We start from the raw sequence: 23903 nt of genomic DNA on the forward strand, positions 1-23903 counted from the left end.
TCTTCCTCCGTATTATCTCGTAGTCTTTTTCAGAAATCAAATATGATTCCTATAGGTCTTCTCCTAATTCACCAATATTTGGATAATGCATATAAACTTTAGTATTCTTGGTTATTTAATTCAACAGGAAAATAAGAGTTTCTAGCAGTTACCCGAAATCATCCTCCCAATGATGTGCTTATTCTTCACTTGCTGGCGTGGCATTCCCAACAGTCAAAATAAAGTGATCATAATTGGGGTAAATATCCATAAAAAGGTGATGCTCGACATATATGCCACCACCGCATTCCAAAAAAGTGATGAACGGCTCATAAGGGTCAGGAAGACCATTCGCGGGGACTGCATCAAATTCCCGTAGACGACACCAAAATAAGTAATTACCTACCCCTTGTACAAGATAGGTTCTACCACGCTGGTATGGTTCCCTGTTGTATAACTCGTCCAGCCATTGCATTAGGGGAGACGGGAGTTCAATGTCAGGGCGAATCTGGACAGCAAGATTTTCAAAAATATGCTTCTGTTCGCTCTGCAAAAACTTTACCCATTGCCTTACCCGCGACAGAAATTCTAACATCAGTTCTGTAAGTCTTTCGTCTTTCTCCCCCATTCCTAACGTATCCCACTCAATAGCCTGAAGTCGTGCAAAGGCAACGTTCAAATCGTCGTATGAACTTGAATTAGGATTCATAAAAATATTTTTAAAGGATTTTTGCGCTAAAATCTCTGACTCAAGGATAATGAGATGGAGGAGGGTTCGCCATTGGCTAAAAATAGAATGAATTCTAAGTTAAGCGCCCGGATTTGGGCAAGTATACTCAGCTTATTCCTCTGGGTAATAGTTGGCATCACCGTAACAGTCGGTTTTACTCCAACAGCTTTGGCACTTGAATATAATAAAGAAATTTTGGTTGATGCTGATTTTTCAGGACGTGATTTAACAGACTCCAGCTTTACTAAAGCTAATCTTCGCCAGAGCAACTTTAGCCGAGCTAATTTGAACGGTGTCAGCTTCTTTGCAGCAAATTTAGAGTCTGCGAATTTAGAGGGTTCTGACTTGAGAAATGCCACTTTAGACTCGGCTCGTTTAGTCAGAGCAAATTTGACAAATGCACTGCTGGAGGGTGCGTTTGCTGCTAACGCGAGATTTGATGGTGCAATCATTGATGGGGCAGATTTTACCGATACGCTGCTGCGTCCCGATGAGCAAAAAAAATTGTGCAAACTTGCCAAAGGGACTAATCCCGTTACAGGACGAGATACGCGTGATACGTTGTTTTGTCCTTAGTATTTTTTAGCTGGGAATTGGGCATTGGGCATTGTGCATTGCTTATTTCCCATTCCCTACTCATAAAATATTGAGCAACTACCAACCACTCGCACCAATCTTTTGACAAACAAATTTCATACCTTTGCCTGGTGAAGAACTTGCTACAAAAGGGATTTCTCCTTTTTCTTTATCCTCTTCAAGTAGCTGTCCTTCTGGCCCGTAAATCGCAATGCGATTGCGAAACAGGCGCGATTCTTTGCACGATGCATCAAAGGTAGTCTCGAAGATGCCATCTCCATAGATACCGTAAAGCTTGTATACTGTGCCCTTAATCGTTTCCGTGTCCAGAGCTACGCTGTTTCCCAATTTATCATGCCCTACAGTAATATATCTTTCTGCATCTTGAGCGAACGCACTGCAATTACTTAATAAAATAGCGATCGCTCCCACTATACCGCCGATTTTAAAATACATAGATTCTCAAAATATAAGATTTCATATATTTCTATCCGCAATCAAAGCCGTTCTGGCAGGGTAGAAGCACTGAAATCAAGATATAGCAAGGTGTTATACTACTTCGTAATACCTGATGGGAAGCATAAAGGACTATATAAATAACTGCAATACTTTTCAAAATTTTTACTTTTTCTGTCACAGCCTCTAGTTTCACCTAAAGACATCTCGCAGGAACAACTGAACTTCCATTTGACTAGATTGATACAGTAGCAATGCTTTTGACGATGCTCGGCTTCGTAAAGTCTAGTTCTACCTGCAAATTTATCTCACAGTCCTAAACCACTCAGTAATCCCCTGAGCGATCGCTTTTGCCATTTTCTTCTGTTCCTCTGGGTTCACCACCTGCTCAAATTCATCGGGATTGCTCATAAAACCCAATTCCAACAACACCGATGGTGCAGCTGTCGGACGTGTCAGCGCCAGGTTATCCCAAAACACACCATAAGAAGGTCTATCGGTTTTTTTGACTACATAGTTGTGTAAAAACATTGCGAGACTGTGTGCTTGGGGTTGATACCAAAAAGCGCCGAATCCCTTGGTTTTTTCGGCATCGCCATCATCGGGTAGAGAGTTGTAATGTATGGAAATAGCGATCGCAGGTTCCTCTCGACTGATAATTGTTTGACGTTCTACTAGCGAAACTTCCTTGTCGTCCTCCCGCGTCATCACCACCGTTGCCCCTCGCTTCACCAACTCGTCGCGCAGCAACTTGGATACCACCAAATTGACATCTTTTTCTAAATATCCAGTTGGCCCACTGGCACCAGTTTCTTTACCGCCATGCCCTGGATCTAGTACAATCTTGAAATTAGCTAAAAGCTTGCGTCTTGTGTTCCCAATTTTAGGCGGATGACGCAAAGCCAAAACCAGGGTTGTACCGTCGTATCTCAGCTTGTATCCCCACTGTTGAGCTTTTTTGAGGTTAAAGGTGTATTTTACTTGTCCTGGAGCCTCCTGTTGCCAGTCTAGGCGATAAATTAGGGGGTCATCATCCAGGCGAATGATGTCCGTTTGGGCAGTAGTATTGTAGAGAGTGAGAGCGAAAGTTTGCTCACTTTGTTGTACGCTCACCGGTACGGGAACTTGCAAGGGGAAAACTATCTCTGTCGCACTAGGGAGTTGACGGTATCCGACACTGCGAATTATTGTCTGTGGCGGAACTGCACCAGGTAGAATGCGGGTTTCTTTGCTATTAATCCAAGCGCCATAATCTAGGCGCAACCATTCACCTTCCCTACCTGTAACTGTGGCGCGTGTGCCTTTGGGCAGTGGTGTGAGTCGGGAATAATCGGTGCTAGGCCCAGTACGAGCAACGCCTAACTCTACTGTAACCTCACAAACTGGCAACTGTGCTCTTGAGAGGATTTCAATCTTACCAGATCCTGGTTGAGTTATCGTCTTGCCATCAAGCGTCAGTTGAAATTGAGGTTTTCCTAGATCGGCGGCTGTTGCCCCTGTGGTGCAACCTTGATAGTTGCCTACGCTAGACTGGGCATGAGGCTGATTTCGCCCTGTCAAAGCTGCCAAATTACTTGGTAGTTGTGCTTGTTGAGGTTGTGGTAAAAGGGCAATAGTTTGATTAGCCAGGATTACAGAGACATTAGCGTTAGGGGGTGCGATCGCACTAAAACAAATTACTTCTCCTGGTAATCTGGCAATGTCAACTGCGGGCGTCAGGGAATCTTTCGCAAAGGCTACCCCCTGTGGTAGTTCCGGGCTAGCGTTAAGCCCGATCACCTTAATCTTAAGTTCTTGATTCTGGCGACGCACAGTAAAAAGATTCTCCCCCAACTGCAAGGGGAAACTAGGGGAAAAATGACCAGCTTTGCTGCGGGTAATTGGCTTACCATTGATCAAAACCTGACCATCTGGTGGTGCAGTGCCCAGAAAGAAGATTTTTTGGGCACTTGTCTGGTAGTTTGTCTGGGGAAAAACGACTATAAGAGATGGCTCTGCCAATGCTACCGAGGAGGTGAGAATACAGCTTAATATTACTAATCCTAAGAGGTTTTTCACAGCAAATCACAGAAGATGACACCACAACAACTGTGGCACAATGACGGGATGTATTTTTAGAAGTTGTTAGAAATTCAAACTACTATGACTAAGTTTATCTTTGTTACTGGAGGCGTAGTTTCCAGTATTGGTAAGGGCATTGTAGCAGCAAGTCTAGGGCGTTTGCTCAAGTCGCGCGAATATTCGGTGTCGATTCTCAAACTCGACCCTTATATCAATATCGATCCTGGGACGATGAGTCCCTTTCAGCATGGGGAAGTATTCGTTACCCAAGATGGTGCGGAGACAGATTTAGATTTGGGGCATTACGAACGCTTTACCGATACCTCAATGTCGCGCTTAAATTGTGTGACTACTGGCTCAATTTACCAAGCAGTCATTAATAAAGAACGGCGCGGAGATTACAATGGCGGTACTGTACAGGTAATTCCTCATATTACCAATGAAATTAAAGACCGGATTCTGCGAGTTGCTAAAAGTACAAATCCTTCTGTAGTAATTACAGAAATCGGCGGGACGGTGGGAGATATTGAATCACTGCCGTTTTTGGAAGCAATTCGCCAGTTCCGCAAAGAGGTGGGACGGCAGAATGTGCTGTATATGCACGTAACTTTGGTGCCGTGGATTGCCTCTGCGGGTGAAATGAAAACTAAGCCGACACAGCATTCAGTTAAAGAACTCAGATCCATTGGCATTCAACCAGATATTTTAGTTTGTCGGAGCGATCGCCCTTTACCGAAGGGATTAAAGCAGAAATTGTCGGGATTTTGCGATGTACCGGAAGAATGCGTCATCACTTCCCAAGATGCCAAAAGTATCTATGAAGTCCCGCTAAATCTAGAACGGGAAGGAATGGCAGAACAAGTGCTGAACTTGCTGCAAATGGAACAACGTAAACCAGATTTAACGCAGTGGCAAACCCTGGTACAACGTTTGCATAGTCCCAAGCACGAGGTAGAAATTGCGATCGTTGGTAAATATGTGCAGTTAAGTGATGCTTATCTATCTGTAGTGGAAGCGCTCAACCATGCGGCAATCTCCACTTATGGCAAACTGCGCCTGCGTTGGGTGAATTCAGAAGAATTGGAAACGGAACCAGCCGAAAATTATCTCGAAGGTGTTGATGGCATAGTTGTACCAGGAGGTTTCGGGGTTCGAGGAGTCGATGGCAAAATTGCCGCGATTAAATACGCCCGCGATCGCCAAATTCCCTTTTTGGGTTTATGCCTGGGAATGCAATGTTCTGTGATTGAGTGGGCCAGAAACGTCGGGGGATTAACAGGTGCTAATAGTGCTGAATTTGACCCTTACACAACTAATCCGGTAATTAATTTATTGCCAGAACAGCAGGAAGTTGTGGATTTAGGGGGTACAATGCGCTTAGGATTATATCCTTGTCGTGTTCTCCCTGATACTTTAGCTTTTAAGCTCTATCAAGAAGATGTAATTTACGAACGACATCGACATCGCTATGAGTTCAACAATGCTTACCGCGATTTGTTGTTAAAGTCTGGCTATGTAATTAGTGGTACTTCTCCCGATGGACGTTTAGTTGAAATTGTGGAATTACCCAAGCACCCATTCTTTCTTGCTTGCCAATTTCATCCAGAATTTCAATCACGCCCCAGTACACCTCATCCTTTATTTAAAGGATTCATTCAAACAGCGATCGCTCTTTCACTTTCAACATCTAGCACACCAACACCATTGGAGGTGTCATAACAATTCCAAATTCAAAATTCCAAATTAATTGCAACATTAACTTAAGACTTCAGTAGATTTGGATATTCAGGGTGCATCATTCGTAAATTTCGGACTTGAGGAGATGTTGTGGCGTACTGGGTGAAAATCCTTTACGAGAGGAAAGAATATGTAGTAAATTTTGAACGTGTCCATGCTTTTTGTTATGAACTGAATGGCAGAGTTACTTTTTGGCTACCCGATAGTGCCATTCCCATAATAATTAACCCACAAAATAACCTGGACGATTATCAAAAAATTCTCGATTATTTAGAATGCGTGACAGGATTAGAATTAGAGCGTGCCCACTGGGTGAAAATAATTTACGAAAAAAATGAATATGTCATTAATCTCAACTGCATCAGTTCCTTTTGTCATGAACCGAACGGCAGGATAACTTTTTGGTTGCCAGATGGCACTATTCCTATTATCATCAACCCTGTGAGTAATCCTGAATCTTATGAAAAAGTTGTAAAATACGTTCAAAAAGAAACAGGATATTCTTTGTCTTGAAATTCCTATATAGCAGAACAAGGTAAAATTAACAATTAAAAATTCAAAATTCAAAATTCAAAATTCAAATATTTTAGAACTTCTGCCTTTTGCCTCATCCCAACTACAAATATTTACGCGATTCTACTTATCGCTCACTGCCATTCCTCAAAAATTTGTTTTATCCGCTCAATTGCCGTGTTTGCTGCTTCTTCTGGAGATATGCTATTGACAACTATTCCATTAAGAGCTTTACCCCAAACATTCTCTTCTAAAACTAGGCTGTAAGCAGGGTTTTGGACAATATAAAATGGACGAGTATCTTTAGTTAATGTTTGAGTTGCAGTGGAAAGATGAGGATCTGCTGGATTTGTCCAAAAAGGATCTTTCCAAACAGACTTCATTACTGGTAGATACCGACCTCCGGTAGCTTTGAGATAGTTTCCTATTATTTCAGGTTTAATTAAATATGCGAGAAAGTCTTTGGCTACCTTTTGGTTTTTAGACTCGGCAAACAAAACTATTTCATTAATCGAGACTAAGAAGCGCATCGGTTGACCATTAGGTTTGTTCGGAAATTCTAAGATACCAAGCTTATGACGATAGGTGTCAGAATCTTGGCGAACAGCAGCAGGAATCGAAAGCGAGCTGTTAGGCGTCATAACCACGCCATGATTGAGTAAGCTGCGATTATTGTCTGGATTTAACCAGTTTACTGCGTCTGGTGGTACGTAACCCTGCTGGAAAAATTTCGCATACCACTCCAAGCTTTTAACAATACCTTGATACACCTTGGGATCGTTGAGCAGAAGTTGACCCTGGGAGTCTAAAATTTGGACATTGTAGGCCTCTAAAATCTGCTCAAATAAGTAGTAGGTATCTGTAGAACCAGTGGAAAAAGGAAAGCCTAACCCATAAATATTCTGTTTTTGCTGTGCGCGTAAATCATCTTGCACTTGTTTCCAAAACTCCCAAAAAGCATCCCACTCTTTAGGGATATCGCTTTGAGTTCGACCTACTTTCTCTAGTAAGTCTCGCCAGTAGAAGATGTGAATTGTTAATTGATTAATTGGGACTGCATAGTAACTCGGCTTCTTATCAACGTTGTTATATAAACGAACTGCTTCCAACACACCTTCAGAATAAATACTTTTGATTGGCTCAATTACATCAGAGACATCTGCCAATTTACCTTCCCAAGCAAGACGTGGATACAGCTCCCTCTCAGCACTGCTATTTATGACGAGATCGGGTGAATTACCTGCCTGAAGTGCCCTTTGAGTCTTTTGTGGCAATTCATCGTTAGTATAGAAAGTAAGTTTAATTTTGTTGCCGCTTTGTTGTTCCCAGTTACTAATGATTTTCTGGAGCGCTTCATCCTCTTCCAAGGTATAACCTTTATCTGACCAAATCTTCAGGACTTTACTGTTAATAGGAGACTCGGTGACTGAAGATTGGGTAGATTTTAAGATGTTAATGCAGGCAAGAATTATCAAGCTGAGTATTAATGCCACGAGTATGTAGCGATGCCTAGCTCTTATGAGCATTACGGTAAAAGTTTGCTTGACTTTTTGCTGATACTTCAAGCCTTTAGCCATTGGACTGGCTTTGGTTCTGAATAACATGCTCATTTTATGATTTTTGCCAGAAAAACATCTTTACTGCATCTTCTGACATTACATAGTGCTTATTCAAGCTTAAATAGTTGCTTTTCACTCACTGAAACAGTACCTTGGCTTAGAGTAATACCATTTCACGAAATTTTTGATACAAATCACTTTTCTTGCTTCCCCTGCCTCCCCTGCCTTCCCTGCTCAAGAACAGCCTGCCATCTGTATCAATTTTAAGGTGAAACGGTATAACGTTAGCGTCAGCGGGGCGTTGAGCTTGTGCTGAGTAAAAAGTAAAATTAATAATTTAAAATCTTGAATAGTTTTGCCATGCCAACTTTGCTGCACCTAATATTCCTGCAAAATTGCCTAACTTTGCTGGCAATATTTGTAAACCCTCTCGTGATAAAGGCTGCACTCGCTTCTCAATTTCTGCCTTCACACTTGGTAAGAAAAACTCAAAGCTACCACTGATACCGCCACCAATCACGATCGCTTGTGGTGTCAGTACATAAATCAAACTCGTCAAACCAACTCCTAAATAAACACCATATTCTTGCCAAAAAGTCAATGCTGCGGCATCTCCTTGTTGGGCAAGAAAACCCAATTCGATGGGTTCCTTGAGAGTGCGGCGGCGAATTGCAGTAGCACAGGCATATTGTTCCAAAGAGCCTCGATTGCCACTATTACAAATTGGCCCATCGGGATTTAAGGAAATTAAACCCAACTCCCCAGCGGCTCCTTGATGTCCAATAAATAATTTGCCATCTAGGATAATTGCGCCACCAACCCCAGTACCTAAAGTTAGCAGAATCAGATTTTGAAAGTGGCGACCGGCTCCCAGCCAAGCTTCTCCCAAAAGAGCGCAATTAGCATCATTAGCGATCGCAGTTGGTTTGCCAGTTTTAGCTTCTAACCAGTCTGCTAAAGGCACATCGATCCATCCAGGTAAGTTAATAGCGATTTTGGCAATGCGTCCGGCGGCATCGGCTGGGCCAGGAGTACCAACACCAATCGCAACAGCTTGATTATCTGGATCGATTTGAGCGATCGCATCTAGCAGAACCGCCAACACCGCTTCCGGCGTTGTTGGTTGAGGAGATACCACAGTTAAAGATTGCAGACAAGTACCATCATCTGCAAAACGCCCCAGCTTAATTGCTGTTCCCCCGACATCAATGCCAATTACTTGAATTTTGTCATTTGTCATTTGTCATTTGTCATTTGTCATTTGTCATTTGTAATTGGGTATGAGGCATTGGGCATTGGTAATTGGTGAACAGTTATCACCCATTGCCTATTGGCGATCGTCGAGTTCAAAATCAAGAATTCATCAGGGTTTTAGGATTTGGCACGAAAATATTCTAAATTTTCTGTCCTATTGGGTGCGACTCGTAAATTAGCAACAGTCATAGTACGAACACTAGATTGCTCTTGCCAAGCTGTAATTGGCGCACCTCTTAAGATACCAGCAAGAGCAAAAGAAAGGATAAACCCGCCAGTAGCGGCAGCAATTAACGTTAGATTATCTTTCATACAAATCTCTGTATTGTTTATTTGTCATTTGTCATTTGTCATTTGTCCTTTGTCTAAAATTAATGACCAATGACCAATGACTATTGTCGGATTCTATTTTCTCTCCGTAATCGAGGATTGACAAATTCATTTAACCCCTCACCAAGTAGTGATAACCCTACCACCATGAATGTCATCGTTAAACCAGGAAAAAGTGTAGTCCACCAAATGCCAGTAGGTAGAGCTTCTAGGGCTTGTTTTAAATCATGTCCCCATTCTGCCACTTCTTCGGGAAGTCCTAGCCCCAAAAAGCCTAAACCGCCCAACACCAAAATCGCATCAGCGGCGTTGAGCGTGAATAGGACGGGTACGCTTTGAATGACGTTGAAAAACAAATAACGAGAAAGCACAACCCAAGTAGAAGCGCCCATTGCTTGAGCAGCTTCGATGAACACTTCAGTTTTCACGCTCACGGTGTGGTTACGAACAACGCGATAGTATTGAGGGATGTAGGCAATGCTAATAGCGATCGCTGCATTCAATATCCCACGCCCCACCACAAAGGCCAGTGTCACAGACAGCAGCAGTCCCGGTAAGGTGTAGATGCTATCCATAATAAATAGCAGCACTTTATCCAATTTACCGCCGAGATAACCACTCAGCATCCCCAAAGGCACACCGATAATCATACTCAGTGCTGTTGCCAAAATTACCACCTGCAAAGCAGCTTGAGCGCCGAACAATGTCCGAGAGAATACATCATAACCCAAACGACTAGTACCAAACCAATGTTTAGCTGAGGGTGGCTCGTGAATTGGATTAGAGAGAAAATCTTTGGGGTTTTGCAGCCATCCCCAAGCCTGCAATACGGGAGCGAAAAATGCCAGGAAGATGAAAAATAGGGTAATGGCTAACCCAATGAGCATGAGTTTTTGCGAAAGATTGAGACTTTTGCCAAACTGTAAAAATGTTGGTAGTCGCCGTTTTGTAATGGCCATAAAGCGATCGCCTAAAGCAAAGCTTGATACGCTGACCATTTTACATATTTAGATAGGGGATTGCGTAAACATCTTTAAATAAAAGTCCGACTACTTCACGTGGATACAGATATAGACTGAGTTAGAGGTGAAATTATACTTTATTTTTGCCAGTGCTTTTAACTCCGATTCAGAGTACTACTATATTCGTGATTGTCTCGATCAGCGAATCAGTCATCTTGATGATGCAGCCTTTGATTTTTTTGAAACACTTTCAGTATTTTAACTGTGGTCTTGGCTGTTAATACTTAATTAATATGTAGCACAATATTTTTTATTATCTTAGTCATTGTGAAACCTCTTCTACAGACTTACTTAGAACAAGAAATTTGGATACTAGTGAGAGATAAGTGGTATTTCGCCACAATTATCGGAGTTTGGGATGATTTATTGTCCTTTAAACATAGAACTTACAACAAAGATACAGAGGAGGATACTTTCTGGGAAATGGTTGTGAAAATCAGTGAAGTAATTGCTATTGATAAAATTAAGTCTGTTATTAGTAGAAAACCAGAGATGCTGATTTCACGGCTACTAGAAACTGAGCAAGATACAAGCGATCGTCATCAAGATAATTAATATTAATTAGCTCAATTTAGGAGATATACTCATTCTTTGCACCTATATCAAGATGCAAAAAATGAGCAGTAAAGTTGTCGGCTATGACGCAATACAGTTCAGAATGAGCAACAAAACGCTAATGTAGAGACGCGATAAATCGCGTCTTAAAATACCAATTACCTACACCAATAACCTATAATCCAAACGTATTGGGCTATGGCAGGTGTTGGATATTGGGAACTGTCCAATACCTACTATCTCAAAGATTACTTTCAATCAACTGGCGATATTCGCTCTTTTGCTTCACGCCTTTGACTTCCTTCACCAGTTCCTTATTTTTGAACAATTGAACTGTTGGCGTTCCTGTCACACCAGCATTTTCAGCAATATCTCGGTCTTTGTCGATGTCAATTTCCACAAAGTGAATTTTGCTGTCAAATTCATCCACCACTTTATTTAAAATTGGCTTCAGGGTATGACAAGGACCACAACCGGGAGAAACGTATTTAACCAGGAGTAAGCGATCGCTTTCATGGAACAATTTTCGTAAAGCATAACCTCCCTCATGGCGCGTCCCATCCAAATTAAATCCAGCTTCTTCCTCAGCTTCAGTCTTTTTGGCTGGCTGATGTTCTAATTCATTATCTTTTGTTTCAGGCTGTTGATGGAATTCTTGAATCAAGCCACTAGATGACAACCAACGTTCTGCTAACATCGCCGCCATACAGCCAGTACCCGCAGCCGTAATTGCTTGGCGAAACTCATGATCTTGTACGTCGCCAGCAGCAAAAACGCCTTCTACACTGGTTTCTACAGAACCAGGCTTGGTGACAACGTAACCTACCTCATCCAGTTCTAATTGTCCTTTAAATAGAGAGGTATTGGGACTGTGACCAACGGCGTAAAATAAACCTTTAGCGTGCAGTTGGCTCTCTTCACCAGTTTTAGTATTGCGAACTTTCACCCCTTCCATGTGACCATTACCGAAGATATCCACGGCTTCTGTGTTCCAATGCACTTGGATTTTCGGGTTGTTCAAAACGCGATCTTGCATAGCTTTAGAAGCCCGCATTTTATCGCTGCGTACCAACATATTTACCTTAGAACCGTATTTGGTGAGGTAAATTGACTCTTCCGCCGCCGAGTCACCAGCACCAATCACAGCCAATTCTGCGCCGTGGAAAATTGGTGTTGCACCATCGCAAATTGCACAAGCGGAAATACCCCGACTCCAAAATTCGTGTTCGTTGGGTAAACCCAAACGCTTTGCTGTCGCACCCGTAGCAATAACTATGCTGTTGGTTTTAATTTCCCTTTCTTGCGATCGCACTGTAAAGGGACGCTGACTCAAGTCAACTGAGATAACATCTTCAGTATATAGTTCAGCTCCCCAGCGCTCCGCCTGCGCTTTCATCTGATCCATCAGTTCCGGCCCGGTAATTCCTTTAGGAAATCCCGGAAAATTCTCAACTTCTGTCGTTGTCATTAGTTGTCCACCAGGTAATCCCCCGGCTTGAAAACCTTCAAATACAACGGGTTTCAGGTTAGCACGTCCGGCATAGATAGCAGCTGTGTACCCTGCTGGCCCAGAACCGATAATTACCAAGTTTTCTACAGTTGGGTTACTCATGAAAATATATGAACTCATAACGACTACGCTTAATATAGCATAACAAACTGTGATTGGCTACGTCAGATGGGAAGCGATCGCAAGTTAGAAAAATCGGGAATACAGAGACAGCGCTCATAGGTTGCCGCTTGATGTGTGAGGAGTATTTATGATAGCTATAAGAATATTTCCTGTCGTGTTATGTCTTTTACTATTACAGACTTAGAGCAGCTACAAACCGAGCATCCAGAATGGCAGATGGAGTTGGTAGAGGGAAAAATCATAGTTATGGGGCCATCAGATTACGAGTCAGAGGAAATTGGCACTCGGTTGAGTACCTTCTTAAATATTTGGGTAATGTCGCGCAAGCTTGGGCGAGTGACTGGCTCTAGCGCAGGCTTCATATTACCTAGAATAGAAGAGGACGACTCGGAAAAAAGGAACCTACGTGCCCCTGACGTGTCGTTTGTCCGCGCTGACAGATTGAAAAAGACCAAGCGCGACTTTGTAGAATTAGTTCCAGATTTGATGGTTGAGATTAAATCTAAAAGCGACAGAATCAAACCACTTGAAGAGAAGATTCAGCTATTCTTGCAACTTGGGTCTACAGTCGGTATATTGATTGACCCTGACAACTTGACAGTAACAGTTTATCGAATAAATCAAGCTCCAGTGGTGATGCAGAATGGCGACATCCTCACACTACCAGACTTGCTGCCAGGTTGGGAACTGGCGATATCAGAACTGTGGCCACCTGAGTTTGAATAAAGTACTCTCACAAATGAAATTAAGAATCTAGCCCTTGGTGAACACCAGGGGCTTAGTTATATCTGTGTCATTTGGAATACAAGGATTCTGAATTGTATAACTGTATCTCCCCAAACTTTTTTTCTGGAAATGATAGGAAAGCGATCGCAGCTGGGTAAGTTACATCTAGAACACCCAAGCACTTCCTACCCCAGGAAAACACTTATGAAAACCGAATTAAAAGCCAAGTTTCTCCAACACATCCTCAACAAAAAGAATGAAAATGAGGGTTTTACACTTATTGAATTACTAGTAGTAATTATCATCATCGGTATTTTGTCTGCGATCGCTCTACCTTCTTTCTTGAACCAAGCTAACAAAGCCAAGCAGTCAGAAGCAAAAACTTACGTGGGTTCCATGAATCGCGCGCAACAGGCTTTCTACCTAGAACAAAACACATTTGCACAGGCTGGTGAAATTGGGAAATTAGGTCTTGGTATTGCAACAAAAACATCAAATTACCAGTACACAATTGACGGCAGGCCTAGTCAAGTAACTAACCAAGGAGGAGTAATACTTGGGACTGCACCTCTTAAAACTTATATTGGTGGTGTGGGTGTAGCAACGCAAGCTGCTACCAGTGAAGCTACCACTATAGCTATTGTATGTGAAGCTGATAAAGCTAGAGTTAATGGTGGTTCAGATATAGTTACACTCGCAGCAGCCGACTTTCCCAGTGGAACACCGACTTGCCCCACTGGCTTCACCAGCTTATCTAAGTAGATATGTGAGTTAGTAGATCAAAATTACTCACCGACAACACTTGATATAGAACTTTAATTGTCATCACGACTTTTATTCAGCTAAATTACGCATTTTCTGAAGTGGGTAGATTCTTCTATCCACTCTATTTCAATTTTGTGATTTATTCACAAGTAGATTGGCCATACCTTTTTCTATAAGAATCAAAATGATTACTGATATATATAATTGGCAAGTTGAGGCTAAAGAATACTTCATTCAAGAGAACTATTTGCAAGCAGCCAAATTATACGAGCAAGCAATAGCGATAGAACCAAATACTATCTCCTATTATTGGGATTTAGGACTACTAATGTTACTACAAGGGCAAGAAGCGGAAGCTCAAATGACTTGGATGCTGCCAATGACAGAGGCAGATGAAGAACAGTTACCTATTTGGACAAATCAACTATTTCAAATTTTACAAATAGAAGCTGAAAGGCGTGAAACACTGGCAGAATATTCTCTAGCTTGGTTAATTCGCCAGCATATGCGGGAAATTAATCCTAGTTATATAAATAATTTGCTTCAAATCCTTATGCTTTCTCTCAAGTTAGAAAAAATTGAAGAAATTGATAATTTGAATAAGTGGGGATTAATTGAGAGCTTAAAAGCAAAAGAAGATATAGAAATCGATATCGAACTATTGATACAAGTTTTAAAAGAGTTTTTAAATATTATACCCTTAAATCCAATCAATCTGAATTTGATAGAAGCTAGTCTTCCTTATTTTCTTGATACTCATCAATGCTTTTCTATACTGCTTCCTGCTGCTATCAAAATTGGTCATACTTTGCGGCAGCCTATGCTAGCAGCCTCTATTCTTAGCTTGCATTTACGATTGGAACCAGATAATGTAGAAATTTTGCGGCATTTAGCAACTTTTTATCAAGATGCTCGTAATTATTCTCAAGGGATAGAGATAGCTAGATTGTGTTATTCCTTATCAGAAGGTTTGGCTGATAAAATTTTTGCACTTCATTTGCTGTTAAGAGGTCTAATGTCAGCAGGGGGGTATTGGCAAGAGATATGTACAACTTCTCAAGAATTAGAAAATATATTTCAACAGTTTATTAAAGCTGAACGAATTCCTTTAGAAGAAGGAAGAATATTACGGTTGCTTACGCCATCTTTTGCGATACCTCATATTAAAGATACTCCTGCGAATTTCCGGGCTATTCATAATCAGGTAGCTGAAGTTTTTAACTTTTATATTAAAGCTCTTGCCCAATCAGAAGGAAAAATTTATTGCCATAACAATACCAATAAGAAACAAATATACAGAGCTACGAAAAAATTAAAAATTGGTTATGTATCTTACGCTTTAAGGAATCATTCTGTTGGTTGGCTAGCTCGCTGGTTATTTCAGCATCATGACCGAGATAAATTTGATATTCATACTTACTTTGTTAACTACACATTAGTAAATGACTATCTCCAAGAATGGTATCTAGGTCAGGCAGGAAAACCTCGTCAATTAGGTATGAATGGTCTAGAGATTGCTGACCAGATATATCAAGATGAAATTGATATTTTAATTGACCTTGATAGTATCACTCTAGATATTACCAGTGAAGTTATGGCACTCAAGCCAGCCCCGATTCAAGTTACTTGGCTAGGATGGGATGCATCAGGTATACCTGCAATTGATTACTTTATCGCAGATCCTTACGTACTGCCAGATGATGCACAAAATTACTATACAGAGAAAATCTGGCGATTACCTCAAACTTACATAGCAGTAGATGGTTTTGAAGTTGGTGTACCAACTCTCCGCCGCGATGACTTGGATATTCCTATGGATGCCGTTGTATATCTCAGCGCCCAAAGAGGATATAAGCGCCATCCAGAAACGACAAAGTGGCAAATGCAAATTATTAAACAAGTACCTAACAGCTACTTTTTGATAAAAGGGCCTGCTGAGGAGGAAACAATTAAACGTTTCTTTTACCAAATTGCCGAGGAAGAAGGTGTAGATTGTTCTCGGTTACGATTTTTACCACAAGTTTATTTAGAGTCAGTTCATCGTGCTAATTTAGGCATTGCTGATATTGTATTAGATACATTTCCCTACAACGGAGCGACAACAACTTTAGAAACATTGTGGATGGGTATCCCTTTAGTGACAAGAGTTGGTGAACAATTTGCAGCCCGTAATAGCTACACCATGATGATGAATGCGGGTATCACAGAAGGCATTGCCTGGAATGATCGAGAGTATATAGAGTGGGGTGTGCGTTTGGGTAACGATGCAGCCTTAAGAGACCAAATCTCTTGGAAACTTCGCCAATCAAGACAAATAGCACCCTTGTGGAATGGTAAGCAATTCACTCGTGAGATGGAGAAAGCTTACGAAGAGATGTGGCAAAGGTACATAGAAGCAAAATGACCTTAATAGCAATCCTAATTTAGTTTGTGAGATGAGGAAAACCAAAGAACCCTAACTTCGGAAATAAGTTGGGGTTCTTATGTCTCACGAATGATTTAGGCTGCTTTAGTTAAATAGATGTAATTTCACAATTTGATGTAATAAAACTATCCAAATTATAGGATAGAAGCTTTTCTACTTTTATCTGTGTCAGTGTTTGTTGATTTTCATGTTCCAAAACAATTCGAGCTTTCAAATGCGGAAGCAAAGCTTGGCACTGAATATCATTCCAATTCTCTACCAACGAAATTTCTAGTTTATCAGTAATATCTATATCATCATTTATCAAAATATTCATGATCACACTGGATAGAAAAATTTCCGCGTCTTCCAGAGAAATATTAGTAATAGCAATTAAGAGAGTGGTGTTTTGGCTAGCCGGATAACTAGCAAGAGCTTTAATTACTCGTTCTAAGTCAAAACCTATTAAGTCTTCTGATTGATGCCAATCTGGGAAAATAATTAAATTAATATCCCTTAAGCGTAAATTTTCACTTAGGCTATTTGCAAGATAGTCACTGAATAGCTTTTGAAATAAGTTCCCTATTTTAGCTGAGAAAGAGCGACTATCCAAAAAAATGGGGTTACTCAGCATTTTTTCTTTAATTGTGGCGCTTTTTTGTTTACATAATTCTCGGCTGTTTCCTAAAGCAACAGCTACTTCAATATAAGCCTCTTCATTGTTGGTGATTAAATCAAATATCTTAAGTTCTCGCAAAAGTGACGCTCCTTTGCGAGAACGAGAAGGTTCTGCTTCCATTACCACGGTTGGTAAGCCCACTTCCAAAGGATCAATGAGTGAAGTCATACCGGAGTAAGGATAAGAATCTAAGTATATATCAGCAATTTTCAAACGTTCTTTAACATCAGCACGATTCGGTGCTGCCTCAAGAATAATCAACCTATCTTCGCTAAGACCATATTTAGCAAAAGTAGTAACTATACGCTTACGGAAAGCAATAGAAGGATAAGAAGATGACCAGTTTGGATTAAATGGATAAAGTAATAGTACAGAATTAGTTACGTTAGCAATTATCTTTGTCCAAGTTTCTTCTTGCTCTGGAATTATTTTGTAGTAATTAGCACCTGAAACATAAACTACAGCAGTTGTAGCAATACCTAAACTGTTTCTGCTAATAGAAGTTGTAGCAAGTATTTTCTCTTCTGTTGCAAAATCGAAACATTGAGGAGGACTATCTAATGTAATTAACTTTTCCGTATAATGTTGTTGAGCATTATCTTCAATTTCAGAAAGTTTACTTGAAAGGTAATAATCTGTATGACGCATTCCTGTTGTTACTGGCGAATTTGCGTCAACTATCTGTATTCGTGCTAGCCGATGTAAAGCAATTAAGGTAATTGCATGTGTAACAGCAGTCACATTAGTAGAAATGAACAAGATATCCAGTTCTGCATCCCGAATGCTTTGCACTTGGTTAGGCAGATCATTTGGTAGTCGAACGAAAGTATCTGCATGACCAGCACAATATCGTTCTAAGCGATGATTACTAGTTTGTAAGGTAAAAATAATAATCTCAAATAAATCTCTATTTAAATTCTTGTACAGTGATAAGCTAGCAAAAGTTTCTGTTTGTGGGCTAAAATGACTTGCAAGTATTCCAAGGCGAATTTTCTGCCGTTCTGGGGAGCGTTCTGGGAAATTATAGTCGATTTGAAAATCAGATTTTTTTAAATAGAATTCTATAATATTAGCGCGTTTTTCGTATATATCCTTTAAATTAAATTTATTAAAATACAATGGAATAAAGTTAGCCTCAATTGTAAATTTATGTGCTACGCTCTGCCAGAACTTAGAATCTGGATTATTAAGAATATTATTATGTATGTAATCTACAATAATACTTAGATATTCATAATAAATATTTGCTTCTCCTATATCCTGGAAACAAAGAGGAGGTTGTAAGAGAAATTGAAAGTAGTCATTAAGTAGCCAATTAGGAATAAGAGTCAGGTTGTAAGTTAAAGGTAATTGGTAAGGGCGGTAGTACAGCATTACTGCTAGCAGATATTGAATAGCTTTTGGTTGATCAAATCCTTTAGCAAGATGATCTAATATTTCAACTACAAAGTTTTGTTCAGTAATAGTGAATGGTTCATGTTTAATGCCACTATTTAATAGTGCTTGATAAGCTTCACCTAATTTGTTAGAGTATAATCTTTCAAGTAAATTTACTTCTATTGTTAACAAAAATTCGACCATCTGGTTTCTCAAATCAAGTAACTCTTGCAATACAGATATATCTGGCTGCTCTATTTTAGATTTTTCAAAGCTAAGTACCCTATCAACAAAATCATGTTTTCCGGTCAATTCCTCAACATGTCTTTGAGTAGCATTATCATCAGATAGATTAATACATATTTGCTGTTGATAATATTGTTTTAAGTTATCTTTGAGTTCTAAATACTTGATTGGTTCACAATTTTGCTGATATGTATATTTCGCTTCTAATGCTCGTTGGTACTGCCCAATCAATATGGTTTCCTGGCATTTAGGAAATATATATTTACTTATTAAGTTTTCACCAAATCCTATAACTAATTCAGAAGCTCCCAAGTATCCCAATGTTATAGAAGCTGAAGACATAGGAGCAATTACCTTTTTTATTGGAAGAAAAGGAATAAATAACTCAATAGGAACTTGGGTAAATTCGGAAACAACAAAGGCTCTACGTTCAAATTCGCACAGCTTATTTGTCAGTAATTCCGACTGGTTGTATATTTGCCTGGGATGTCCTTTGACAACTATAGCTTCATCTTCCTGAGTATATGGTAAGATGCAAGACAAGTAACATTCTATTTCATCTTGGTAACTTTTAATAAATCCTGCCTCTGTATCATATGATGTTAGGACAAAGGTGATGGAATTACCAAGTTGTTCTACAATTAACGCACAGTAATTGCTAAGTCCTTGGATCTGTCTAGCACTGTCGTATATAACAGACTTAAAAAAATCACCTCCAACAACCTTAATGGGACATTGTTCAAAAGTATGATCTGCATCCACGGGTACTAATACAGGATATGCCTCATCTATTTGAATAAACTTACCCGATGGATTAATAGGTGGACTGCCATAAAAATTACTCCATAAAGTACTACTAAAATCTAACCAGCCTAATTCTCCGTAACATATTTTACGAGCGCTAGGGTAAGCGTATAAAAATACTTCATTGATAAATTGCCAATTGCGGAGTACAAATATAACATCAACAGATTGAAGATTGATAACTCTTTTTAATAATTCTGATGCTGATACAAAATCTAGAGAATTATCTTGGCATAAATAATCAAACCCATGTAAAATTATTTTTGATTTAAAATTCCAAATTTTAGATATTTGTAAGCAAACTTCTGTAAGTTTTGGGTCGGCTCTATATCCACCTAATATTAATATATCTTCACAGTCTTTATATTCTTCAGTTGCTTCGAGATAACGAAGGACAGAAAGAGAATATAACATTTGATTGGGACCTTGAACTATAACTAATCTAACTGTTGACATATGTTTTAACACCAAATGTATAAAGAACAAATTTTATTGAAACCATATTTATCAGGCGATACAAAGTAACTAAATTATCGCTTTACATAACTGTGTTACTCGATAATCTGCATTGCATTGTTGTTCAAAGAACTGCTTATCTATTTCCCTATATTCGGTAAAATACAAAAACTCTTGCAGCTTTTCTGGGGTGTTTAAGGGAAGCGTAAATCCCCATTTGTTGGTTATTAACGTGTTATTCACACCCATAACCAAGCTACCTGTTGGTATCCCCATCAAGGCTGCTTCAATTAGAATAATGGAAGTAATTCCCAAAACAATATCCTGTTGTTGCAGTGTATCTAGTATATTCGGGCTTTCGTCAATCGCAAATGGTAAGCTTGATCTTGCTAGCAAATCAAGTGAACCAGGACACTTCCCTTGGCGTGGATGAAAGCGGATGAGCAATTTTTTTAAATGTTTATAGTCGGTTAATACCTTAATTAAGAGACGGAGCATCTCAATTTCATTGGCATTTGGTTGAGAAGCAAATAGAATATTTTCTGGAAGTTTGAAAATACTTTTTTTGGATTTTTGCCTAGCAATTAGCCAAGCAAAATAGGGCTGTCCCACAATGCGTATTCGCTTTTCTGGTATTCCATCAGCAAGCATTCCTGCGGCACATACTTCATCTATAGCTGTGATGATATCTGGAAAAGTTGGTTCCGTATTAGGATTGTTGAGTGCTTGAAAACGCTGCCGATAATTTGCCCAATAATCTATGACCGCAATACTAGGAATATGCTCTTGTCTCGCCCATAAAATAGCATCACGTTCAAACTCATCATATTGAGATGTTCCTGTTAGCAGAATATCTCCTGTTAAATTTACAAGAAGAGTTTGGTGTTCCTCAGAAACTGGTATGCAAGCAACTTCAAGGCGTTGAAACTGATGGATGGCTGGGCCTTTGGCATAGGCTTCAACCTGTGTACCTGCTGCCCGCAAGACTGCAACTGTTGCAGCGACAGCATTAGCACCGCCTGGGTCGTGAGCGATCGCAATAATCTTCATTCATCTTGCCCTTGGCTTAACTCTTCGGCATGAGCCAGGACTTTAGCCACGGAAGCTATGAAACCATCAATTAAGTCAATACCCCCAGGTATTTGGATGAGAGTTGTAGATAAAAGCGTCTCGCTATATGTCTTTTCGGCTATAGGACAAACACCAGTAGGATGACTGACAATTGTCTTGCCTTCTTGTTGGAGCTTTTGGAAAAGAGGTAGTCTGTATAAGGGACGCACGTAACGCCCCGTCACAGGACATCCTTCTGCTTGAAGTGCTTCCACAAATCTGTCCCGCGACAATCCAGCTTGTTGTGGATCGATCCAGATGGGATATGTATAGTAAACATGGCGATCGCCAGAGTCAACTTTAGTCGTCCGCAATGCTTTAAACTCAGACAACCCTTGATCTAAAGCTTCAGCAATTTTCAGCCGTGGCTGTGTCAATTCTTCTAAACGTTGAAGTTGAACCTGAGCGATCACTGCCTGAAGTTCAGTTAAACGGTAATTGTAACCAACAATATCAGTATCTTCATACCAGTTTTCCGCTTCAATTGCATTCTCCCCGTGATTGCGTACCAGTGCCACTCGCTGGGCCAAGCGATCGTCATTAGTGACTACGATTCCCCCTTCACCACACTGGATCGTTTTGTGACAATTGAGGCTGAAAACCCCCAAATGCCCAATTGTTGCCAACCAACGCCCCTGATGCTGGCCTCCTGGTGCTTGGGCATTGTCCTCAATTAGAATCAAACCGTGTCGATCTGCTAACTCCCGTAAGCGCAACAGTTTGGCTGGACCTCCAAATAAATTGACTGCGATAATTGCTTTTGTGCGCGGTCCAATAGCAGCTTCAACAGCTTCTGGATCGATGCAGCAGGTGGCCTCCTCTTGATCGACAAAAACAGGAGTACCATTTGCCATAACCACTGCTGTTGCCGTTGCTGACATGGTTTGTGGCGGCACAATTACCTCATCACCAAACTTCACACCTGCTGCAATCACAGCGGCATGTAAACCACTAGTAGCAGAGTTAACACTCAAAGCGTGACGAACATTAAAGTAGTTAGCCCATTGTTTTTCTAAGGTGCGAACTTGTTTGCCACCCATAAAGTACAGTCCAGCAGCACCAATATAGTCAGATAAAATACCGCTTTTCAATACTTGAATCGCGACCTCTGTCTCTTGAAAACCAGTACTGATATACCTTGGTAATGGCTCTGGAAAAACTTTGGAACCTCCAAGCAAAGCCGGTTTTTCTCTAGTAATAACCATCAAATTACCTACTTAATTAGAAATTTGTTGTTTCTTGCCATTTCAACAACTTGTAAAGCAAGCACACCATCAGCGCCAGAACAGGTTGGTTGTCCGCCAATTTGTGCTAATTGCACAGCTTCGGTGACAGCCCCCAAAATGTGGCCTTTTAAGCCAGCTTCACAGATGATCTTTGCTTGACTTAACTCTTGAAAGCCTGACCATTGGCTGGGTTGAACTGTCTGCCAAGTGACTTGCTGTCCCCCGGCGCTATACCGCAGCATACCGCTGGTTCCCCAGAGTTCGCCTTCGCCGATTGAACACCCAGTTCCACGTACTGCAATCAAATATGCAGTTAATCCGCTGTTCCAGGATAGTGCAATTGACTCGCCAGCGTCATCTTGAGCAACAGATAATTTTTCCAGACGATATGTACAAGCAACCGATCCGAATAAAGCCAATAACATATCGATCCAATGGGTTCCATTATGCAATAAACCACCGTTGTAGCGTAAGCAAGCACCAATTGGGGTTCCTAAGCCATCATCTTGGTTCGTTAGATTTTTCAAGGCTTGCAGCATTGGTGTCCAACGACGCGAATAGTTAGTTATCAAAATACAGCCCTGTGCAGAGCAAGCAGCTAGCATCATTTCTGCTTCTGCTGCATTAATTGCAAGGGGTTTTTCGCACAGGATCACACGCGATCGCCAAGCGAGTGCAGCAATAACTCCCTGAGCGTGTAGGTGAGTAGGACTACATACTGATACTACGTCGAGGTGAAGTCCATGTGGTACATCTTTCAGACTGGAGTATACCTGTGCTTCGGAAAAACGTTGCTGAAAATTTCTACAAGCCTCTGGATCTGGATCTACTCCTAATACAACTGTTACGTTAGGGATTTGGGCATACCCTTCGGAATGGCTGAGTGGATCGCCTTGTGGGGAAATACCAAAGCGATGCCCAATTTTTCCCAAACCAATAATACCGACACACACTTTCATGAGTTTAATCTCTCTTAGGAGTCAATCCATCCTTGTTGTTGGGCATAGTGAAGAATGTCTACTGTAGTAAATTGGGGATTCTGAGGATAAAGTGCTTCAAAAATGGCTTTGATGCGATCGTAGTCTTCTTGATAGTCAAGAGTAATACGGAAGAAAGGATTACTTAAGCCTGGAGGAGCAATGATATCCAAGCGACGATATAACTCTGGATGTCGTCGGATGTACCAACCAACATGTTCACGAAAGGGTTTGCTGGAGGCAAAATCAACTGTTTGAGCTAGTGTTTTCCAAGACAGCACCATGAGATCCAGCCCATGAGGATATGAACGTACTTCACAATTAGCAACGTAATCCACATGGGGGTAAGCCGCGAAAAAGGCACAAATGTGCTGGTCAATCACATAAGGGTCAATTAGCGGGCAATCTCCGGTTAAAAGGACACTAACTTCTGCTTGATAGTGTCGCCCAGTTTCCACAACTCGTTCTAATACATTTTCTTCTGAACCACGAAAGTAAGAAATATTGTGTTCACTGCATAAGGATGCGATCGCTTCGTCCTTTTCATTAGTGGTTGTGGCAACTACTACTTCGTCTATATAACGAGCGCGACGGATACGCTCAATCATTAACAACAGCATTGGTTTACCCACTGCTTCCTTGAGAACTTTACCAGGAAAGCGTGAAGAACCCATCCGAGCTTCTATTGTGGCAATGACACGATTCACAGTTTTAGTTACTTCTCCAGC

The 23903-nt window shown here is 40.7% G+C and carries 20 protein-coding genes; 7 read left to right on the forward strand and 13 right to left on the reverse strand.

The features are described from left to right. Nucleotides 1-178 precede the first annotated feature (178 nt). A complete protein-coding gene (locus tag RM368_RS00005) occupies nucleotides 179-688 on the reverse strand; it encodes a hypothetical protein (RefSeq protein ID WP_322692136.1) in 510 nt (169 codons plus the stop codon). An 87-nt stretch (nucleotides 689-775) separates the two neighbouring features. Between RM368_RS00005 and RM368_RS00010 the strand changes: the two genes are divergently transcribed. Beyond that, nucleotides 776-1285, forward strand: coding sequence for a pentapeptide repeat-containing protein (locus tag RM368_RS00010; protein ID WP_322692137.1), 510 nt, complete (start codon nucleotides 776-778; stop codon nucleotides 1283-1285). Nucleotides 1286-1363: 78 nt separating this feature from the next. Here RM368_RS00010 and RM368_RS00015 read toward each other — a convergent pair whose 3' ends face one another. Together RM368_RS00015 and RM368_RS00020 are read right to left on the reverse strand one after the other, a co-directional pair. Continuing rightward, the gene (locus RM368_RS00015) at nucleotides 1364-1741 is read right to left on the reverse strand and encodes a hypothetical protein (RefSeq protein WP_322692138.1); all 378 of its coding nucleotides are present in this window, start codon (nucleotides 1739-1741) and stop codon (nucleotides 1364-1366) included. Nucleotides 1742-2044: 303 nt separating this feature from the next. Then, the gene (locus RM368_RS00020) at nucleotides 2045-3799 is read right to left on the reverse strand and encodes an N-acetylmuramoyl-L-alanine amidase (protein WP_322692139.1); all 1755 of its coding nucleotides are present in this window, start codon (nucleotides 3797-3799) and stop codon (nucleotides 2045-2047) included. 84 nt (nucleotides 3800-3883) lie between these two features. Between RM368_RS00020 and RM368_RS00025 the strand changes: the two genes are divergently transcribed. Beyond that, nucleotides 3884-5521: a CTP synthase gene (locus RM368_RS00025; RefSeq protein ID WP_322692140.1), complete on the forward strand. Its 1638-nt coding sequence runs from the start codon at nucleotides 3884-3886 to the stop codon at nucleotides 5519-5521. Nucleotides 5522-5629: 108 nt separating this feature from the next. Continuing rightward, a complete protein-coding gene (locus RM368_RS00030; RefSeq protein ID WP_322692141.1) occupies nucleotides 5630-6052 on the forward strand; it encodes a hypothetical protein in 423 nt (140 codons plus the stop codon). 134 nt (nucleotides 6053-6186) lie between these two features. Here the strand turns inward: RM368_RS00030 and RM368_RS00035 are convergent, their stop codons facing one another. From RM368_RS00035 to RM368_RS00050, 4 genes are all read right to left on the reverse strand, one after another. Next, nucleotides 6187-7662: an ABC transporter substrate-binding protein gene (locus tag RM368_RS00035; protein WP_322692142.1), complete on the reverse strand. Its 1476-nt coding sequence runs from the start codon at nucleotides 7660-7662 to the stop codon at nucleotides 6187-6189. Between the two features lie 286 nt (nucleotides 7663-7948). Beyond that, nucleotides 7949-8851 carry an ROK family protein gene (locus RM368_RS00040; protein WP_322692143.1) on the reverse strand — a complete coding sequence of 301 codons (903 nt, stop codon included), beginning with the start codon at nucleotides 8849-8851 and terminating at the stop codon, nucleotides 7949-7951. A gap of 131 nt (nucleotides 8852-8982) precedes the next feature. Beyond that, nucleotides 8983-9177 carry a hypothetical protein gene (locus tag RM368_RS00045; RefSeq protein WP_194043825.1) on the reverse strand — a complete coding sequence of 65 codons (195 nt, stop codon included), beginning with the start codon at nucleotides 9175-9177 and terminating at the stop codon, nucleotides 8983-8985. 80 nt (nucleotides 9178-9257) lie between these two features. Then, complete coding sequence (locus tag RM368_RS00050; RefSeq protein ID WP_292726601.1) at nucleotides 9258-10154, reverse strand: ABC transporter permease; 897 nt, start codon at nucleotides 10152-10154, stop codon at nucleotides 9258-9260. Between the two features lie 330 nt (nucleotides 10155-10484). Here RM368_RS00050 and RM368_RS00055 point away from each other — a divergent pair, with 330 nt between their 5' ends. Then, complete coding sequence (locus RM368_RS00055) at nucleotides 10485-10772, forward strand: hypothetical protein (RefSeq protein ID WP_322692144.1); 288 nt, start codon at nucleotides 10485-10487, stop codon at nucleotides 10770-10772. 241 nt (nucleotides 10773-11013) lie between these two features. On the opposite strand, the gene trxB is transcribed toward RM368_RS00055, so the two are convergent. Next, nucleotides 11014-12384: a thioredoxin-disulfide reductase gene (gene trxB, locus RM368_RS00060; RefSeq protein ID WP_322692145.1), complete on the reverse strand. Its 1371-nt coding sequence runs from the start codon at nucleotides 12382-12384 to the stop codon at nucleotides 11014-11016. A 180-nt stretch (nucleotides 12385-12564) separates the two neighbouring features. On the opposite strand from trxB, the gene RM368_RS00065 reads away from it, so the two are divergent. The 3 genes from RM368_RS00065 (at nucleotide 12565) to RM368_RS00075 (ending at nucleotide 16300) form a co-directional block, all read left to right on the forward strand. Beyond that, nucleotides 12565-13131 carry a Uma2 family endonuclease gene (locus tag RM368_RS00065; protein ID WP_322692146.1) on the forward strand — a complete coding sequence of 189 codons (567 nt, stop codon included), beginning with the start codon at nucleotides 12565-12567 and terminating at the stop codon, nucleotides 13129-13131. Between the two features lie 204 nt (nucleotides 13132-13335). After that, entirely contained in the window at nucleotides 13336-13893 is a 558-nt protein-coding gene (locus RM368_RS00070; protein WP_322692147.1) for a type IV pilin-like G/H family protein, read from the forward strand. A gap of 187 nt (nucleotides 13894-14080) precedes the next feature. Beyond that, nucleotides 14081-16300 carry a tetratricopeptide repeat protein gene (locus tag RM368_RS00075; RefSeq protein WP_322692148.1) on the forward strand — a complete coding sequence of 740 codons (2220 nt, stop codon included), beginning with the start codon at nucleotides 14081-14083 and terminating at the stop codon, nucleotides 16298-16300. A 109-nt stretch (nucleotides 16301-16409) separates the two neighbouring features. Here the strand turns inward: RM368_RS00075 and RM368_RS00080 are convergent, their stop codons facing one another. From RM368_RS00080 to RM368_RS00100, 5 genes are all read right to left on the reverse strand, one after another. Continuing rightward, nucleotides 16410-19862 (reverse strand): polysialyltransferase family glycosyltransferase, encoded by a 3453-nt coding sequence (locus RM368_RS00080; protein ID WP_322692149.1) that lies wholly within the window; start codon nucleotides 19860-19862, stop codon nucleotides 16410-16412. Nucleotides 19863-19931: 69 nt separating this feature from the next. Then, nucleotides 19932-20912 carry a hypothetical protein gene (locus RM368_RS00085; RefSeq protein ID WP_322692150.1) on the reverse strand — a complete coding sequence of 327 codons (981 nt, stop codon included), beginning with the start codon at nucleotides 20910-20912 and terminating at the stop codon, nucleotides 19932-19934. Continuing rightward, nucleotides 20909-22177 (reverse strand): DegT/DnrJ/EryC1/StrS family aminotransferase, encoded by a 1269-nt coding sequence (locus RM368_RS00090; protein WP_322692151.1) that lies wholly within the window; start codon nucleotides 22175-22177, stop codon nucleotides 20909-20911. The genes RM368_RS00085 and RM368_RS00090 overlap by 4 nt, the downstream gene beginning before the upstream one ends. 8 nt (nucleotides 22178-22185) lie before the next feature. Continuing rightward, nucleotides 22186-23157: a Gfo/Idh/MocA family oxidoreductase gene (locus RM368_RS00095; RefSeq protein ID WP_322692152.1), complete on the reverse strand. Its 972-nt coding sequence runs from the start codon at nucleotides 23155-23157 to the stop codon at nucleotides 22186-22188. Nucleotides 23158-23171: 14 nt separating this feature from the next. Further along, on the reverse strand, nucleotides 23172-23882 hold the full coding sequence (locus RM368_RS00100; protein ID WP_322692153.1) for a glycosyltransferase family protein: 711 nt from the start codon (nucleotides 23880-23882) through the stop codon (nucleotides 23172-23174). Nucleotides 23883-23903: the final 21 nt, after the last annotated feature.

Source organism: Nostoc sp. DedSLP03 (assembly GCF_034530815.1).
Taxonomy (GTDB): Bacteria; Cyanobacteriota; Cyanobacteriia; order Cyanobacteriales; family Nostocaceae; genus Nostoc.